General features: G+C 73.4%; 17 protein-coding genes. 10 read left to right on the top strand and 7 right to left on the bottom strand.

Annotated elements, in window-relative coordinates; all coding sequences use genetic code 11:
- Positions 1–275 precede the first annotated feature (275 nt).
- The 3 genes from AC07A6_RS09475 to AC07A6_RS09465 all read left to right on the top strand — a co-directional run bounded on the left by AC07A6_RS09475 (position 276) and on the right by AC07A6_RS09465 (position 3,021).
- Entirely contained in the window at positions 276–749 is a 474-nt protein-coding gene (locus AC07A6_RS09475) for a hypothetical protein (RefSeq protein WP_478776669.1), read from the top strand.
- Between the two features lie 132 nt (positions 750–881).
- The gene (locus AC07A6_RS09470) at positions 882–1,406 is read left to right on the top strand and encodes a hypothetical protein (RefSeq protein ID WP_478776668.1); all 525 of its coding nucleotides are present in this window, start codon (positions 882–884) and stop codon (positions 1,404–1,406) included.
- A 52-nt stretch (positions 1,407–1,458) separates the two neighbouring features.
- Positions 1,459–3,021 carry a hypothetical protein gene (locus AC07A6_RS09465; protein ID WP_478776667.1) on the top strand — a complete coding sequence of 521 codons (1,563 nt, stop codon included), beginning with the start codon at positions 1,459–1,461 and terminating at the stop codon, positions 3,019–3,021.
- Between the two features lie 7 nt (positions 3,022–3,028).
- Here the strand turns inward: AC07A6_RS09465 and AC07A6_RS09460 are convergent, their stop codons facing one another.
- Complete coding sequence (locus AC07A6_RS09460; protein ID WP_478776781.1) at positions 3,029–3,424, bottom strand: hypothetical protein; 396 nt, start codon at positions 3,422–3,424, stop codon at positions 3,029–3,031.
- A 98-nt stretch (positions 3,425–3,522) separates the two neighbouring features.
- On the opposite strand from AC07A6_RS09460, the gene AC07A6_RS09455 reads away from it, so the two are divergent.
- Positions 3,523–4,143 carry a TetR/AcrR family transcriptional regulator gene (locus tag AC07A6_RS09455; RefSeq protein ID WP_362457268.1) on the top strand — a complete coding sequence of 207 codons (621 nt, stop codon included), beginning with the start codon at positions 3,523–3,525 and terminating at the stop codon, positions 4,141–4,143.
- Positions 4,144–4,169: 26 nt separating this feature from the next.
- On the opposite strand, the gene AC07A6_RS09450 is transcribed toward AC07A6_RS09455, so the two are convergent.
- A complete protein-coding gene (locus tag AC07A6_RS09450; protein WP_478776666.1) occupies positions 4,170–4,718 on the bottom strand; it encodes a DoxX family protein in 549 nt (182 codons plus the stop codon).
- Between the two features lie 124 nt (positions 4,719–4,842).
- Positions 4,843–5,451: a peroxiredoxin-like family protein gene (locus AC07A6_RS09445; RefSeq protein ID WP_478776665.1), complete on the bottom strand. Its 609-nt coding sequence runs from the start codon at positions 5,449–5,451 to the stop codon at positions 4,843–4,845.
- 75 nt (positions 5,452–5,526) lie between these two features.
- On the opposite strand from AC07A6_RS09445, the gene AC07A6_RS09440 reads away from it, so the two are divergent.
- Positions 5,527–6,144 (top strand): TetR/AcrR family transcriptional regulator, encoded by a 618-nt coding sequence (locus AC07A6_RS09440; protein ID WP_386270854.1) that lies wholly within the window; start codon positions 5,527–5,529, stop codon positions 6,142–6,144.
- Between the two features lie 39 nt (positions 6,145–6,183).
- On the opposite strand, the gene AC07A6_RS09435 is transcribed toward AC07A6_RS09440, so the two are convergent.
- From AC07A6_RS09435 to AC07A6_RS09425, 3 genes are all read right to left on the bottom strand, one after another.
- On the bottom strand, positions 6,184–8,007 hold the full coding sequence (locus AC07A6_RS09435; RefSeq protein ID WP_478776664.1) for a vWA domain-containing protein: 1,824 nt from the start codon (positions 8,005–8,007) through the stop codon (positions 6,184–6,186).
- Positions 8,004–9,065, bottom strand: coding sequence for an ATP-binding protein (locus tag AC07A6_RS09430; protein WP_362457254.1), 1,062 nt, complete (start codon positions 9,063–9,065; stop codon positions 8,004–8,006). The genes AC07A6_RS09435 and AC07A6_RS09430 overlap by 4 nt, the downstream gene beginning before the upstream one ends.
- 106 nt (positions 9,066–9,171) lie before the next feature.
- Positions 9,172–9,750 carry a TetR/AcrR family transcriptional regulator gene (locus tag AC07A6_RS09425; protein WP_478776663.1) on the bottom strand — a complete coding sequence of 193 codons (579 nt, stop codon included), beginning with the start codon at positions 9,748–9,750 and terminating at the stop codon, positions 9,172–9,174.
- A 108-nt stretch (positions 9,751–9,858) separates the two neighbouring features.
- Between AC07A6_RS09425 and AC07A6_RS09420 the strand changes: the two genes are divergently transcribed.
- The gene (locus tag AC07A6_RS09420; protein ID WP_478776662.1) at positions 9,859–10,170 is read left to right on the top strand and encodes an NAD(P)H-dependent oxidoreductase; all 312 of its coding nucleotides are present in this window, start codon (positions 9,859–9,861) and stop codon (positions 10,168–10,170) included.
- Complete coding sequence (locus AC07A6_RS09415) at positions 10,167–10,490, top strand: DMT family transporter (protein WP_362457246.1); 324 nt, start codon at positions 10,167–10,169, stop codon at positions 10,488–10,490. Before AC07A6_RS09420 ends, AC07A6_RS09415 begins: the two co-directional genes overlap by 4 nt.
- A gap of 89 nt (positions 10,491–10,579) precedes the next feature.
- Here the strand turns inward: AC07A6_RS09415 and AC07A6_RS09410 are convergent, their stop codons facing one another.
- On the bottom strand, positions 10,580–10,936 hold the full coding sequence (locus AC07A6_RS09410) for a hypothetical protein (RefSeq protein WP_478776661.1): 357 nt from the start codon (positions 10,934–10,936) through the stop codon (positions 10,580–10,582).
- Between the two features lie 304 nt (positions 10,937–11,240).
- Here AC07A6_RS09410 and AC07A6_RS09405 point away from each other — a divergent pair, with 304 nt between their 5' ends.
- The 3 genes from AC07A6_RS09405 to AC07A6_RS09395 all read left to right on the top strand — a co-directional run bounded on the left by AC07A6_RS09405 (position 11,241) and on the right by AC07A6_RS09395 (position 14,895).
- Positions 11,241–12,065: a S1 family peptidase gene (locus AC07A6_RS09405; protein ID WP_478776660.1), complete on the top strand. Its 825-nt coding sequence runs from the start codon at positions 11,241–11,243 to the stop codon at positions 12,063–12,065.
- 167 nt (positions 12,066–12,232) lie between these two features.
- Positions 12,233–13,129 (top strand): hypothetical protein, encoded by an 897-nt coding sequence (locus AC07A6_RS09400; RefSeq protein ID WP_478776659.1) that lies wholly within the window; start codon positions 12,233–12,235, stop codon positions 13,127–13,129.
- Positions 13,130–13,362: 233 nt separating this feature from the next.
- Positions 13,363–14,895: an NHL domain-containing protein gene (locus tag AC07A6_RS09395; RefSeq protein WP_478776658.1), complete on the top strand. Its 1,533-nt coding sequence runs from the start codon at positions 13,363–13,365 to the stop codon at positions 14,893–14,895.
- Positions 14,896–14,927 lie beyond the last annotated feature (32 nt).

The following is a 14,927-nucleotide window of genomic DNA, read 5'->3' as shown; positions in this document are numbered from 1 at the left end:
GGCCGCGGCCGCGGGCCGGTCGGAAAAACTTGCCGCGGAGGCCGTGACCTCCCGGCAGGGAAATCGTTTCTCCTTTTGTCGCACGGCATGCATACCGCTCCCCCGCGGTACCGCGACGCCGGGCCCGGGAAGACGTCCCCCGACTTCCCGGGCCACGGGTGACGGCCACGGGTGACGGCCGTGCCCGTGCCGCGGCCACGGGCACAATCCGGGGGTGCCTTCCTCCATCCCCCCCCGCAGGAGAGCGCCTTCGTGGGCGCTGCCGCCTGGTCGGCGTGTTCGCGCTGACCGCGTCGGGAAGGCTGGACGAGGCCGGCCGGGCGGCGGAGCTGCTGCGGGCCGAATGCGAAGGCCGGGGCGAGTACTGGACCCGGGCCTATGCCGACCACCAGCTGGCACTGGCCGCCCTGCTGAGCGGGCGCCCGGCGGAAGCCACCACCTGCGCCCGCCGCATGATCGCCGGCAAACACGCCCTCGGGGACTCCTTCGGAGTGGCCCTCGGCCTGGACCTCCTAGCCGCACAGGGCCGCGCGAACGAGGCCGCCACCGTGAACGGGACCGCCTTCGCGTGCTGGAGGACGGTGGGCCACCCCCAGCGCGGCACCCCCGAGCCGGCCCCCCTGCGCGAACGCGCCGAGCGCACCGCCCGCGCACGGATCGGGGACCGGGGATACGAGCGCGCGTTCCGGGCGGGCGCGCACGGCGCCCCGGCAGCCCGGGTCCGCCTGATCCTGGCGGCGGGCCCCTGACCGCCTGCCCCGGACGCCCGCCCCGGCTGGCAGACGGCCCGGCAGCAGGCGAGCATCGAACGGCCTGGCCCGCGACGTCCGAAGAGCGCGCGGGCCGGACCACCCGAAAGCCGCCTGCCGGAAGGACGTCCCATGAACAGCACCTCGTTCGACAGGATCGATGCCATGGTCGGCGAGGGCAAGGTCGTCATGTCGGCGGACGACAGCGCGGTCGTGGCGGTCGTACAGGACGCCCTGAGGGCCGGCCGATCGATGACCTTCTACCTGTCCCGGAAGCAGGCCGAAGCGTTCAAGGCGTGGTACTGGAGCCCCCAGCGGATCAAGGACCGCGGCATGGAACCCGTATCGCGGGAGGAGCGGAAGAGGATCACCTCGAAGCTGGGGGTCAAGGACATCGGGCCCGCCTACTCCAACCGCATCGACTGCGCCTGCGGGGCCCAGTACGGCGCCTTCGAGTTCATCGAGCAGGGCATCGGCGAGCACGGCAGGGAGACCGTGGACGCCGTCCTGGCGCTGGAGAACACCTACGTCCTGCGGGTGAACCCCCCGACGCGTACCGTCTGCTCCGTCTGCCGCACGGTCGTCCTGGTCAGCCACGAGTACGACATGACGGGCAGGTACGGATGCAGCCGCTCCGAGCCGTCGGTCGTCATGTAGCGCCGGGACCGTCCGCCGAGCGGTGTCGGGGGCGGCTGTTACCGTCCGGGTCATGACACACCCCGACCACGCACTCGCCGTCCTGCGCCGGAACGCCGACCTGGCGGGGCTGGCCGCGGGAACCTTCGATTTTGACCTTGAGCGGGCCGAGCACGGCGAAGAGGTCCGTCTGGCGAGCGGAGCGCCGCTGACGGCCGTGGCGGGCGACGACACCGGCGGAACGTACTTCGTGTGTGCCGGCGGGGCCGTGCTGTACGCGAGCTCCGAGGGCGAAGCGGGCCTCATCGGCGCCGGCCTGGACGAGGCCCTGGAGATCCTCTTCGGTCTGCCGGGCTGGCGCGACCACATCGACCTCGACCTCACGGCCGGCGGCGACGAGCTGGAGGCGGTGTTCGACCAGACTGAGGACGGGATCCGGGACTCCTACGGCCCCGGGCTGGACGCCGACCGCGCCACGCTGCTCAGCGGGCTGGGCCTGCGCCGGCTCCCCAGACGCGAGCTGCTGCGCAGGCTCCAGGAGTCCCTGCTGCGGACCGAGCCGGAGTTCCTGCTGCTGAACGCGTACGAAGGCTGCGCGTACGAGCCGCTGGACCGCCTGCCGCGGCCGCCGCTGTGGCGGACGGTCCTCGCTCCGGGCCGGGCCGACCTGGCCCGGATACGGGCGGACCACGGCCACCGGGACGCGATCGCGGGCGATCCCGTGCGGCGGGCCACCGTCCTGCGCGCGGCCCAGTACGACCGGCAGCCCGGGGACCTGCGGCTCCTGCGCATGCTCCTGCGGGACGAAGCCCGCCGCGGCCCCACCGAGGAGCTCCGCCTCGCCGCGGTCCTGGTCGCCCTGCACGGCGAGCCCGAGGACCACACGTGGCTGCGGTCCCTGCGGGAGTCCGACCCCGACTTCCACTTCCTGCTCGGCGGTTTCCCGGATTCCGCACCAGCCCTCGCCCGGTGGGCGGCCGAGGTCGACGAGTCGGACTTCGGCCAGGACCCCGACGAAGAGCACGAACTCACCTGGACGGCCCTGGCCCGCCGCCAGGGGCGGACCGAACCGGCCCGCGCCGCCCTCATCCGCATGCTCGACGGCACGGGCCCGCGCGACGAGGCCCTGCTCGGATGCCTGGCCCGCGAGTTCGAAGCCCTCGCGGACCTCGGGCAGGCGATCCGGGCGCGCCGCCTGCACGCGTCCCTGCAGGACGACGCCGACAGGCGCGGCACGGCCCTCGTCGCCCTCGCCTCCCTGCAACGCCGCCACGGCGAGGCAGAGGCGGCCCGGCAGTCCCTCGAGCGCGCGGTCACGGTCCTCGACGGCCCGCCGCCACCGACGTCGCCGACGCCGCCGGCCGATCAGCCGGAGCTGGATCTCGGTCTCGCCCTGCCGGAGCCGTCCTGCCAGACCCTCGCATGGCGGGAACTCGGCCTGGGGGCGAGGGTCACCGAGGAGTACCTCCGCACCGCACGGGCCGCCGCGCAGCTCGGCCTCCACGAGACGGCCCGGTCGGCACTGCGGTCGGGCAGGGACATGCTCGACGCCCTGCCCCACCCCACCGGGAACCTGCGCCGGGCCGCCGAGGCCGCCGAGGCCGCGCAGACGCCCGCAGCACCCCGCCCCGCCTGAGAGGCCGTCAATCCGAGCCCGCCCGTGCGGGGGCAGGGGCAGGGGCAGGGGCGGCAGCGGCCAGCAGTGCGGCGAACGCGAGGGGGGCGACCGCCTGGTAGCCCATCCAGACCTCGCCGCCGGCGCCGCTGCCCTGCCACGCCATCACCAGGCCGGCCAGGGCCGCCACCACCCACCCGCCGTCGTAGGCGACCATGAGCCGCGTGTAAGCGCGCATCGACCGGCTGCGCACGTAACCGATCCCGGCGCCACCGCCGATCAGCAGGGCCGCGCCCGAGACGGCCATCAGCCAGGCCGGCGTACCGAGCAGCCGGCCGAGCGGGGCGGCGCCCGCGATGCAGACAGCGCCGAGCAACACCTTGAAGGCGCCATCGGCGATGGCCCCCACCTTCTGGCGGGACATCCGCCGTGCCACGACGACCTCAGTCATGAACGTTCCCCCTCGAAGCCCATCCCGACTTGGTTCCATAATGAGATTACGGCAATAATCAAATTATGAGAATGACGAGAGCAGAGGCCAAGGAACGCAACCGCCGTGCCCTGCTGGACGCTGCGTTCGAGGTCGTGTCCCGGGACGGGTACCGCGCGAAGCTCGAAGAGATCGCCGAACGCGCCGACCTGACCACCGGCGCCGTCTACTCGCTGTTCGGGAGCAAGAACGGCCTGGTGGTGGCCCTGGTCGCCGACCACCTGCGGCCCTACTACGAGGAGATCGAGCAGGCCGTTCCCGCCGGGCTCGATCTGCTGGAAGCCGTCGACGCCTTCGCCCGGTACTACCGGCGCGGCTGTGACGCCCCGGACGCGCTGTCCCGCATGTCGCTCCAGATCACCCTGCTGGACATGGCCCTGCACGACCCGGAGCTGGGGAGCAGGCTCGCCACGTCGATCCGGTCGCAGGAGGAGCATCTGGTCGCGCTGTTCACCGGTAGGCCGCACGGCGGGCGCGCCGTGACGGCGCATCAGGCGCAACGCCTGACCACCGCGCTCAGGGCGCTCTTCGTCGGCCTCAGCCAGGGCGTCACCCTCGGCCTCGCCCCCGGCGCCGACGAGCAGTACTTCGCCGCCGCCGCACGCGCCCTGGCGTCCGGCATGTCCCGGGATCCGGAAGAGCCGGCGCCCTGAACCCGACGCCCGCCGTCGCCGCGCGCTCAGTCCCTGAGGAAGAACACGACGAAGCCCGCGACGACCCCGGCCCCCACGCCGATCAGGGCGTGGCGGGCCCGGGACTCGCGCAGCACCGGAAGGACGTGGTCGGCGGAGAAGCGGCCCGGCCCGGTCAACGTGAGCGCGACCACCGCGGCGAACAGCACCGTCTCCAGTTCGACGCCCTTCGGAGGGAAGTACGCGCTCAGGCCCCGGACGTCGAGGACGTTGACGAAGACGCCGATGAGGGCCGCGCCCGCGAGCGGGGTGAGCAGGCCGAGGGCGAGGCCGAGGCCGCCCAGGGTCTCGGAGAGACCGGACATGACGGCCATGGCCCGCCCGGCCGGGTAGCCGGCCGCCGTGAAGCCCTTGCCGGTCGCATCGAGGCCCGGACCCCCGAACCAGCCGAAGAGCTTCATCGTCCCGTGGCCGGTCATGCTGAGCCCGACCACGAGCCGGAGCAGCAGCAGGCCGGCGTCGTGGACGGGAGTGGGGGTCAGCGTGGCCGGGACCGGCCCGTAGAGCCTGCGGAGGTCCCCTCGTTCATGCACCATCACCATCAGCGTCCGTTCGTCCGTCGCCCGTGAGCGACGGCCACCCTAAGACGCACATCCGCGATGTCCGGCCCGCAACGGCGGCGGGTCCGGCCCTCGCCCCGTTCGGACGCGGTACTCGCCCTCACCCGGACGCATGCCGGCCCCGCCCGGCGAAGTCCCCGCGCACCTCCCGCGCCAGAGCCAGCAGCTTGTCCACCGGCCACTGGTCGTCGACGTGCTCCCCGTACCCGGCGGCCAGGACCCGCCCGTCCGGCCCGATCAGGAAGTCCGCCGGGAGCCCGTAGCGCCCGCCGTCCGGGAAGAACGACGGCGCCTTCGCCCGGCCGCGTGCCACCTCGACGGTGCTGTGGGCGAGTGCCCGCAGCACCGGCCCCCAGGCGCGGGGGCTGAGCAGCGAGCGGTAGGACGACTCGACACCGTAGTCGGCGTACAGCCGCTTGCCGGGGTCCGCGACGACGGCGAACGGGAAGTCCGCGACGTGCTCGCGCAGTTCCTCGGCGGTCGAGTGGAAGACGACGACCTCCCGGATCCCGGCCGCCTCGATCTCGGCGTGGCGGCGCACGACGGAGCGCAGGTGCAGGTGGCAGACGGGACAGCCCGCGAACCGGCGGAACTGGAGGTGGATCAGCCGGTCGGGTCCGGCACCCGGGTCGGGGACGGCGACGGGCGTGCCGTCCCCGACCGCGGTCAGGGTGCGGGCGGGTACTGCGGAACCTACGGAGAGCTTCATCGGAGCTGGACCCCCTGGTTAGGTGTATGCCGTACACCTACCAGCGTAGGCGTATGCCGTACGCTGTCAACCACCATGCCCCGACCTCGCTCGCACACCCCGGCCCGGCTGGCCGCCGCGGCCCTCGCCGTCATCGACCGCGACGGACTCACCGGACTGTCGATGCGCGCCGTCGCCGTCGAACTCGGCATCAGCACGATGGCCCTGTACCGCTACGTCCAGGACCGCGAGGAACTCGAAGCCCTCGTCGTGGAACTGGTCCTCAGCGCGGTGGACTCCACCCCGCCGGCCCCCGGCCCCCCATGGCGGGACCGGGTGAGCGAGCTCGTCGCCCGCCTCCGCGGCGCGGTCGCCGCGCACCCGGCCGTCCTGCCACTGGTCCTCACCCACCGCCACCGCTCGCCGAGCGTGATGGGCTGGGGCGAAACGCTGCTGGGGGTGCTCACCGAGGCCGGCATCGGCCCCGAGCAGCGGATCATCGCCCTGCGGGCCCTGCTGGCCTACGTGATCGGCGCCGTCCAGCAGGAACACCTCGGCGCCCTCTCCGGCGCGGGTACGGCCGCCATCGCCGAACTCCCGCCGGACCGCTTCCCGTACCTCACCGAGGCCGCCAGGGCAGCCCCGTCCCTCACCCCGGACCGGGAGTTCGACGGCGGCCTGACACTGCTGCTGCGCGGCCTGGGCCCGGCCTAGGCAAACGGTCGAGCAGTCCGGCGCGGGGGGCAGGTCAGGTCAGGCCAGGCGGAAGACCGGGCCCCTCGGGGTGAAGGGGAGACCGGCGCCCTGGGGGATCAGGTACGCGTGCTCGCGGCGGATCCGCAGGGTGTCGCACCAGCCGTCGGTGATCACCAGGAGCGGTGCCGCGGGCGGGAAGTCCTCGGCGCGCTGGAGCAGGTCGATGCCGGGCTGGAGCGCCGTGCCGCCCCGGCCGCGGACCCGGACCCGGCCCGCGATCTCGGCCGGCGGGACGTAGCCCGCGTCGTACGGGGCCGCGTCGCAGAAGACGACCCGCGCCGCCGGCACGTCGCGGGCCTCGGCGTACGAGGCGATCGCGCCCAGCGCCTTGCCGAGCAGGGCGGCGTTCATCGACCCGGAGGTGTCGAGCACCACGCCGAAGGTGCAGCGGGCGGTCTCCTCGGGCGGGAAGTACCGGCCCGCGCGCGGGATGTCCGGGGTCGAGGCCTGGCGGCGCGCCGGGCGCGCGTAGGACCGTACGGCCTCCGGCCTCGGCACGTACTCGTCGAACCAGCGGGCGAGCCGGGCGTCCCAGGGCACCGGCGGGTGGGACAGGGCCCGGATCTCCTGGACGAGCCCGGCGGGCAGCAGGCCGCGCTCGCCGCGGACGTGCAGGTCGAAGCCCTGGACGAGGCCGCGCCGGTAGAACTCGTCGAGATCCGCGTACGGACGCCGCCGCGTGCCGTGCGCGAGGGGATCGCCCAGGATGTCCCCGGCGCCCCTGCCCCGCAGGGTGGCGAGCCGCCGCATCCGGCGCAGGTCGCCGGCGATCCGGTCGTACACCTCCTCGACGGAGAGCCCGCGCAGCGCCGGGTCGTGCAGCAGCCCCTCGGGCATGCTGCCGATCCGCATCTCCACCAGCCAGTCGTTGACGACGTAGTCCGCGGCGACGTTGTGGAGGTACGGGTCGCGGCCGCCGCGGCGCTCACCGTGGCGCAGGGCGGCGTGCAGCATCTCGTGGGCCAGGATGAACCGCCACTCGTCGTCCTCGAAGGTGCGCAGCGGGTTGACGTAGATCTCCCCGGCGGCGGCGCTGACGGCGGCGACGGAGATGTCCTGGGCGCGGGCCAGTTCGGCGTCGGCGACGACGGTCAGGCCGGCGGCGAGCCCGCCGAGCAGCGGGTACGAGGACACGAACCAGTTCAGGGCCCGGTCCCAGGGGCGCTGGGCGACGCGTTCGCCGGTGGTCCGGTCGCGGCGGCCGCCGGCCACGTCCATGGCGGCGGAGACGCTGCGGGTCAGGGCCGCGGCGAAGGCGGTCTGCCAGTCGGGGACGGCGGTGCCGTTCCAGGCCCGCCAGGTGGTCAGCACCTGGTCGGGGCCGTACCCGGCGGTGCCGCAGTGCTCGTAGGCGGGCGGGATGCCGTCGCGGCGCCAGCGGGCGGCGAGTTCGTCCTCGTCGCCGCCGGGGTACTCGGCGGGCAGGTGGTCGGGGGCGCGGCCGACGGGGAACGTCAGCAGGAAACGGTTGACGACCGCGCAGCGGGCGGCGAGGTCGAAGGGGTCCGGCTGGCCGCGGTCCTCGTCCTCGGAGGCCGGGACGTGGCCGAAGCCGAGGTGGAGCAGGGCGTGGGCGATGGCCCACGCCCACTCGCGGGGTTCGGCGCGGCGGGTGGGGTGGACGTGGACGACGCCGTTGGAGGTGACGGCCGCCAGGCCCCCGTCCGGGGCCTGCGGGCAGCCCGCCTCGCGGCAGATCTTGCCGTGGAGGGCGCCGAGGGCCGGGTTCCGCTTGACCAGGGCCAGGCCTTCGGCGAAGGCCTGGGCGGCCGGGTCGGGCTTGGCGGCGGCCTTCGCCCCGGCCTTGCCGCTCCGGCTCACCGGCGGGCCTCGACCAGCCGGGGCATGTCGCGGGCGGCCTCGATCAGGAACCATCCGGGCAGTACGGGCAGGCCGTCGGCGTCGTCGGCGATGACGGTCTGGGCGACCTCGACGGAGATCTCGGCGAGCTGGACGAGGAGCGACTTGAAGCGGTGGGTGTGCTGGCGCAGGGCGGGGGAGACGTGCTCCTTCTGCGCGGGCAGCTCCTTGAGCAGCCGGCCCCGGAAGGCGTCCGCGAGGTAGTAGAGCAGGTCGCGGTCCTGGAGCCGGCCGGGCCAGGAGGCGTCGCCCTTCAGGATGGCCTCGATGCCGAAGCTGTGCCGGACGATCTTGGCGTAGCCGCAGAAGGAGACGGCGTGCGCGGGGGTGAGGGTGCCGTGGGCGACCACCTTGAGGGTCTGCTCGTCGAGCTCGTCGCCGAAGGAGTGCAGGGCGTCGGAGAGCATGTGCCAGGAGCGCGGGGTGGAGAAGGGCTCCTCGGTCTTGGGCGGCTGCGACCAGAGGTGGTCGGGGCGGTCGGTGAGGTAGTCGGTGACCCACGGGTGGACGCCGTGCTCGCCGGCCCACACCAGCCAGTCCTGTGCGGACGCCTGGAGGTGGACGTGGGTGAGGCGGTTGACCAGGGCGGAGGCGATGGGCCGTGCGAGGGCGTTGTCCGTGGCGCGGTTGCCCGCGCCGATGACGATGGAGCCGGCGGGCAGTTCGTAGGAGCCGATCCGGCGGTCGAGGATCAGCGAGTAGAAGGCCTTCTGGACGTCCGGGCCGGCGGCGTTGAGCTCGTCGAGGAAGAGGCAGTACGGCTCGTCGCGGGCGATGGCCTCGGGCGGGCAGAACACCGAGCGGCCGTCGCGGATCTGCGGCACGCCGATCAGGTCCTCGGGGGCGAGCTGCGTGCCGAGGAGGCTGACGCACTCCAGGCCCAGGGAGTCGGCGAACTTCCTCACGAGCGAGGACTTCCCGATGCCGGGCGCCCCCCAGAGGAAAACGGGCCGCACGGTGGCGAGGCCGAGCAGCAGTTCGGGGATCTGGGCGGGGGTGACGGTGACGGCAGCCTGCACGGGCGGGAATGTCCTTAGGGGTGGGCGGCATGTGCTGCGGCCAGTGTGGCCACACCGCACACCACCCGGCACCCGGTTTTCCCGCGGGCGGTGCGCGGGCCCCGTCTCAGTCGGGGGCGGCGGGCGGCCCGCCCGCCAGCGCGGCCGCCAGCCGTCCCAGTGCCGCCTTGATCCGCTCGGGCGTCACCCCCTGTGCGCGCTGCCGGAGGAAGACCTCCGGTGCCAGGGGCGCGAGCAGGCCGTCCACGAGGGCTTCCGGGTCCGGGGTGCCGGACTCGCGCAGCAGGACGAGGACGTGGGCGCGCCAGAAGCCGTAGGCCCCGACGGTGAAGCGCTTCTCGCCCGTCTCGGCGCCCAGCACCAGGTGGCCGTGGGTGTCGAGCAGGTCGACCATGGCGGCGTAGAACGCGGTGAGCCGCGCCGGCGGCGGCGCGCCGGGGCCCAGCGGGGGAGCGCCGTGCAGCAGCTCTTCCTGCAGGCGGCGTTCGTGTGTGTCGAGGAGGGCCGCCGCGATGGAGGTGACGTCCGGGTAGCGGCGGTAGAGCGTGCCGCGGCCGATGCCGGCCGCCCGGGCGATGTCCTCCATGGTGACCGACCGCGGATCACCGGCGGCGAACAGCCCGGCGGCGGCGGAGAGCACCTTGGCCCGGTTGCGGGCGGCGTCCGCGCGTTCCCTCGTCTCCATGGGGCCCAGCCTACCGGAATAAGCGGACGCCCTGTCCGGTTGACCCCCTCGTCCGGTATAACTGGACGCCGTGTCCGGTTACCGTCCGCCCGCACGAGAGGTCCCACCATGCCCACACCACCCACACGGACAACGACGCTGCTGCACCTCGACGCCAGCGCCCGCCGCCGTTCCTTCAGCCGGGAGGCCGGCGACGCCGTCGCCGCCGCCTGGCGCGCGTCCCACCCGGGCGGGATCCACGTCCACCGCGACCTGGCCAGTACCCCGGTCCCGCAGATCGGCGAGGCCTGGACCGAGCTGTGCGACTACGTCCTGGAACACGAGATCACCGACCCCGCCCTCGCAGGCCGGCGGGACGCACACGCCGCCTCCCGGGCGGCCGCACTGGAGGCCGCACGCAAGACGGGGGAGTCCCTGTGAACTGGCTGCTCCTCGTCGCCGCCGGCCTGGTGGAGGTCGCCTGGTCGCAGAGCATCAAGCCGACGGCCGGCTTCACCCGCCCCCTGCCCACGCTGCTCTGCTTCGCGCTCGCCGCCGTCGCGGTCTACCTGCTGTCCCTGGCGATGAAGGACCTGCCGGTCGGCACGGCCTACGCCGTCTTCACCGGAATCGGCGCGGCCGGCGCCATCACCCTGGGCGTGCTGCTCCACAAGGACCCGGTCACCCCGGGCCGCCTCCTGGCCCTCGCCCTGATCATCGGCGGCGTGGCCCTGTCCCACGCGACCACCCAGCCCGGGTGACAAGCCCGAAGCCCGCCACGGGTGCGCGTGAACGCACGCGGCCGGAGCGCCCCGCCACGCCCCCGAGCCGAGGGTTCCGCACCAGGCCTTCAGACTCCGCGAGGAGCCTGGTAGGTGATGCCGACATCTCCGGCGGAGGTCGCGGCGAGGGCCACGACCTTCCACATCGCGACGGGAAGACCGGCCCTGGGGCCGTCGCAAGCGTCGTTCAGCAGATCCACGACCAGCACCACGGACTTGCCGTCCGGCGCCTTGGCCGAGAACTTGACCTTCTCCGCCATCCAGGGCCGCTCGTCGACAGAAGCGAACTTCACCTGGGCGTGATACGCCTCGAAGTCACAGCCGTTCTGGGTGAGGGTGAGAGTGCCTTCCCGAAGATGGACTCCGACGTCGACGTGGGTGTCCTCCTGCACGACGACGGGCTCGCCGATGGCGCTCAGATCCACGGTGGTCTCCAAAAGGGTGGAAGTGGGAGTTCAGCTGATCAGCATGTCAGCTGACCGCCTGTGAGGAGAAGGAACCCGTCACCTGCCCGTCAAGTCGGGCCACAAGCCGTACAGATGGTCTCGGGCGGGGGCTATCAACCGCTCCCGGGCCGCTGTGAAGGACTCCCGGTCCCGCTCCTGAGGCGCCCTGGAACCACGGCCGGGGGTTCTCCCCACCCCGGACGGGCCCGCTGGCCGGATGGATCGGTTCCTCTTGGTCGCGGAGGCTGAGCACGTCGCACCGGCCCGTCCGATCGGAGAAGCAGTGTCCAGCCCGAAGTCCCCGCGCCGCACGGTGGCGCGCACCGCCGCGGTGGTTCTGGCCGGAGCGGTGTGCGCCGCCATGGCGACCGGCACCGCCGAAGCCATCGTCAACGGGAAGGACTCCGCTCAGCGGTACCCGTCCATGGTGTCGATCCCGGTGACGGGCGTTGAGGACCCTGCCTTCAAGGGTGTCTGCGGGGGAGCGTTGATCGCCTCGAAGTGGGTGCTCACCGCCGCCCACTGCGTGGACCCGGCCCTCGTCACCCTGGACGGCACCGTCCGGATCGGCAGCGAGTGGAGGACCTCCGGGGGCACGGTCCGCTCCGTGGCGGAGACGGTGTCCCACCCGGACTACAGCAACGGCGGGGGCACCGGCCCCAACCGCAACGACATCGCACTGATCCGCCTGGACCACCCGGTCGCCGAGAAGCCCCTCCGCATGGCCGACGCACCAGGACGCCCCGGCACCCCGACCCGGCTCCTGGGCTTCGGCACCGTCGACGACGCACCCGACCCCGCCCAGTGGGTCTTCCCCGACAGGCTCCAGGAACTCGACACGCGCAGGGGTGCGGTCTCCGAGTGCGCGCCGGGCTACGCGGACGGCACCCGCCTGTGCACGGTCAGCCAGGTGCCCGGCGCCATGGCCTGCAACGGCGACTCCGGCGGCCCCCAGCTCCGGCGGGACCGGAAGGGGCGATGGGAACTCATCGGCATCACCTCGGGCCCCGGTGCCCCCGGCGTGCGCTGCAGCCAGGGCCCGGGGCTCTACACCAGCGCGCCCGCCCACTCCGGCTGGATCCGGGCGGCGATCGGCGGCACCGGCTGATCGCGGACGGGACCGCTCAGGACGGCACGGCCGGGGAGGTACCAGGGGCGCCGCACCGCGCGCCGGCAGCCGCCCGGCCGGCGGTTTCAGGGACGGTGTAGAAAGGGACCCCGCACGACCGGCGCCGACCGCCCGGTCCGACCCACACTTCCCAGGGGGGAACCACCATGCACACGCACGCGCTCCGAAGAACCCTCGTGTCCCTGCTCGTCGTCTCCGCCTCGGCGGCGGCCCTGGTCCCCGCCGCGGCCGCCCCCGCCGCGGCCGCTCCGGCCCAGTGCCGCGGACCGAAGAGCGGCGTCCTCGCGACGCTCAACCCGGGCCAGCGCCTGGACCCCGGCGCCCGCCTCGTGGACCACGTCAGCACCACCGAACTGGTCATGCAGCCCGACGGCAACCTGGTGCTCTACGCACTCGGCACCCCGGGCGGCTACAAGCTGCCCCTGTGGGCCAGCGGCACGCACGGGAACCCCGGCGCGTACGCCACCATGCAGGCGGACGGCAACTTCGTCGTCTACAAGAAGGACGGCGGCCACGGCAAGGGCGGCGCCCTCTGGCACTCGAACACCCACGGCAGCGGCCCGGGCACGGGCAGCGTCAAGGCCTCCCTCCTCGGCGGCGAGTTCCTCGTCGAGGGCCGCAGCGCCAACCCCCGCTGGTCCACCCGCAGCACGGAGCGGCAGGGCTGGTTCTGCTCCGAGTTCGCGACGGCCGCCGAGGGCTGGTGGACGGGCAACTGGGCCCAGTCCGCGACCGTGTGGCTGGTCCTCCAGCAGGACAACAACCTCGTCATCTACCGCAAGCGGGACGGCAAGGCCATCTGGAGCAGCGGCACGTACGGCGGCAGCCGCCGGGTGACCCTGCAGATGGCTCCGAAGGACCGCGGGGACCTGACGCTCGTCGAGGAGGGCCGCACCACGGCCCGCTGGCGGACGGGCACGGCGAACAACCCCGGTGCCTACGCGCTGCTCCAGGACGACGGCAACTTCGTCGTCTACAAGAAGGACGGCGGCCCCACCAAGGGCGGCGCCCTCTGGCACACCGGCACCTACAACAAGGTCTGACCGGTCCGCACGACGCACACCCCGGGGGCGGGCCGGCACGAGCCGCCCGCCCCTCGGGGCGCCGTGCCGTGGCACGAAGGCGACCCGTCGCCCGGATTCCCCCCTGGCCGGTTAAAGCGCCTCCCCCGTCGACGGCTCGAAGGGCACTTGCCATCCCGATTCCCGATGTGACTTTCTGAGGTCATATGACAACCGCTCGTATTGGGCGGTCGCCGAACGGTGAAGGGGTCATGATGAGCACTGCCAGCACGGCGACAACCGGCGGCGAGGGCACCGAGCCTCCGATCAGCACGGTCGCGGGAACCGGGGTCGCGGGGTTCAAGGGGGAGAACGAGCCCGCCGTCACGGCTCAGTTGAACCGTCCGTACGGGGTCGCGGTGGACAGCACCGGCACCCTCTACCTCTCCGACTACAACAACCACCGCGTCCGGAGGATCACGACCGACGGGAGGATCAGCACCGTCGCCGGGAACGGGGCCGCGGGCTTCAAGGGCGACGGCGGACCGGCCGCCGCCTCCCAGCTGAACTGCCCGCGCGAGATCGCGGTGGACGGCGCGGACAACCTCTACATCGTCGACGCCAACAACCATCGCGTCCGGAAGGTCGCGACCGACGGGACGATCAGCACCGTCGCGGGGAACGGGGCCGCGGGATTCGCCGGTGACGGCGGACCCGCGACCGCCGCCCGGCTGAACCTCCCGTTGGGGGTGGCGGCGGACCGCGCGGGCAACCTCTACATCGCCGAGTACCACAACAACCGGGTCCGGAAGGTCACCGTCGACGGGGTGATCAGCACGATCGCGGGGAACGGGACCGGGGGCTTCAAGGGGGACGGCGGACCGGCGGTCGCGGCCCAGCTCAACCACCCGTACTCGGTGGCCGTGGCCGTGGACGGCTCCGGCGACCTCTACATCGCCGACGCCGACAACAACCGGATCAGGAAGGTCGTGGCCGACGGGACGATCAGCACGGTCGCGGGCACGGGCGTCGGGGGCTTCGGCGGCGATGGCGGCCCGGCGGCCTCGGCCCAACTGAGCTTCCCCGTGGGCTTGGCAGTGGACAGTACCGGCGCCCTCCTCGTCACCGACTACCGCAACAACCGCGTCCGGAAGATCACGACGGACGGCAGGATCGGCACGGTCGCCGGCAACGGCACCGCCGGCTTCGGCGGTGACGACGGCCCGCCGGCCACGGCCCGGCTGAACTGCCCCTACGCCGTGGCCGTGGACTGCGTCGACACCCTCTACATCGCCGACCACGCCAACGACCGGATCCGGAGGATCGCCTCGCCGAAGATGGCCGGACTGCCCGCAGCCGGAACGGTGGTCTCCTGGGCCAGCGTCCGCAGCCGGCTGCGGATGGCGGTCCAGCGGGAGTCCGTCAAGGACGGGGCCGAGATCCACCAACTGCTCGCCGCCCCCAGGGACCACCAGCGGTGGCGGATGATCGTGGCGGGCCAGCACAACGGCGAGGTCCTGTACGCCATCGAGAACGTGCGCAGCGGCAAGGTCCTGGAGGTCGTCGGCGGGGGGTCGAGGAACGGGGCCCCGGTCGCGCAACGCGCCTACGAGGGCGGCGACGCGCACCACCAGCAGTGGCGGCTGATCCCGGTGGGCTCCGCGAGCGACACCCCCCGGGTCTACGAGATCGCGAACCGGAACAGCGGTCTCCTGCTGCGTGTGGACACCAACGCCCACACGGTGATCAAGCAGCACGGGGCGGAGGGCGATCACCGGGACCGGCAGTGGCAACTCCTCCCGGTGTGACGCCCGGCGTCACGGCGCCGGGCGTCACGGAG

It is taken from the genome of Streptomyces sp. NPDC044002 (genome assembly GCF_056434525.1).
This window is presented reverse-complemented; position numbering and strand designations above follow the sequence as displayed.

What these genes read in the sequence shown, in the direction of transcription:
- AC07A6_RS09470 (WP_478776668.1), top strand. Translation starts at nt 882, where the DNA reads ATGAACAGCACCTCGTTCGACAGGATCGATGCCATGGTCGGCGAGGGC.
- AC07A6_RS09455 (WP_362457268.1), top strand. Translation starts at nt 3,523, where the DNA reads ATGACGAGAGCAGAGGCCAAGGAACGCAACCGCCGTGCCCTGCTGGAC.
- AC07A6_RS09400 (WP_478776659.1), top strand. Translation starts at nt 12,233, where the DNA reads ATGCACACGCACGCGCTCCGAAGAACCCTCGTGTCCCTGCTCGTCGTC.
- AC07A6_RS09420 (WP_478776662.1), top strand. Translation starts at nt 9,859, where the DNA reads ATGCCCACACCACCCACACGGACAACGACGCTGCTGCACCTCGACGCC.
- AC07A6_RS09445 (WP_478776665.1), bottom strand. Translation starts at nt 5,451, where the DNA reads ATGAAGCTCTCCGTAGGTTCCGCAGTACCCGCCCGCACCCTGACCGCG.
- AC07A6_RS09440 (WP_386270854.1), top strand. Translation starts at nt 5,527, where the DNA reads ATGCCCCGACCTCGCTCGCACACCCCGGCCCGGCTGGCCGCCGCGGCC.
- AC07A6_RS09465 (WP_478776667.1), top strand. Translation starts at nt 1,459, where the DNA reads ATGACACACCCCGACCACGCACTCGCCGTCCTGCGCCGGAACGCCGAC.
- AC07A6_RS09425 (WP_478776663.1), bottom strand. Translation starts at nt 9,750, where the DNA reads ATGGAGACGAGGGAACGCGCGGACGCCGCCCGCAACCGGGCCAAGGTG.
- AC07A6_RS09395 (WP_478776658.1), top strand. Translation starts at nt 13,363, where the DNA reads ATGAGCACTGCCAGCACGGCGACAACCGGCGGCGAGGGCACCGAGCCT.
- AC07A6_RS09450 (WP_478776666.1), bottom strand. Translation starts at nt 4,718, where the DNA reads ATGGTGCATGAACGAGGGGACCTCCGCAGGCTCTACGGGCCGGTCCCG.
- AC07A6_RS09460 (WP_478776781.1), bottom strand. Translation starts at nt 3,424, where the DNA reads ATGTCCCGCCAGAAGGTGGGGGCCATCGCCGATGGCGCCTTCAAGGTG.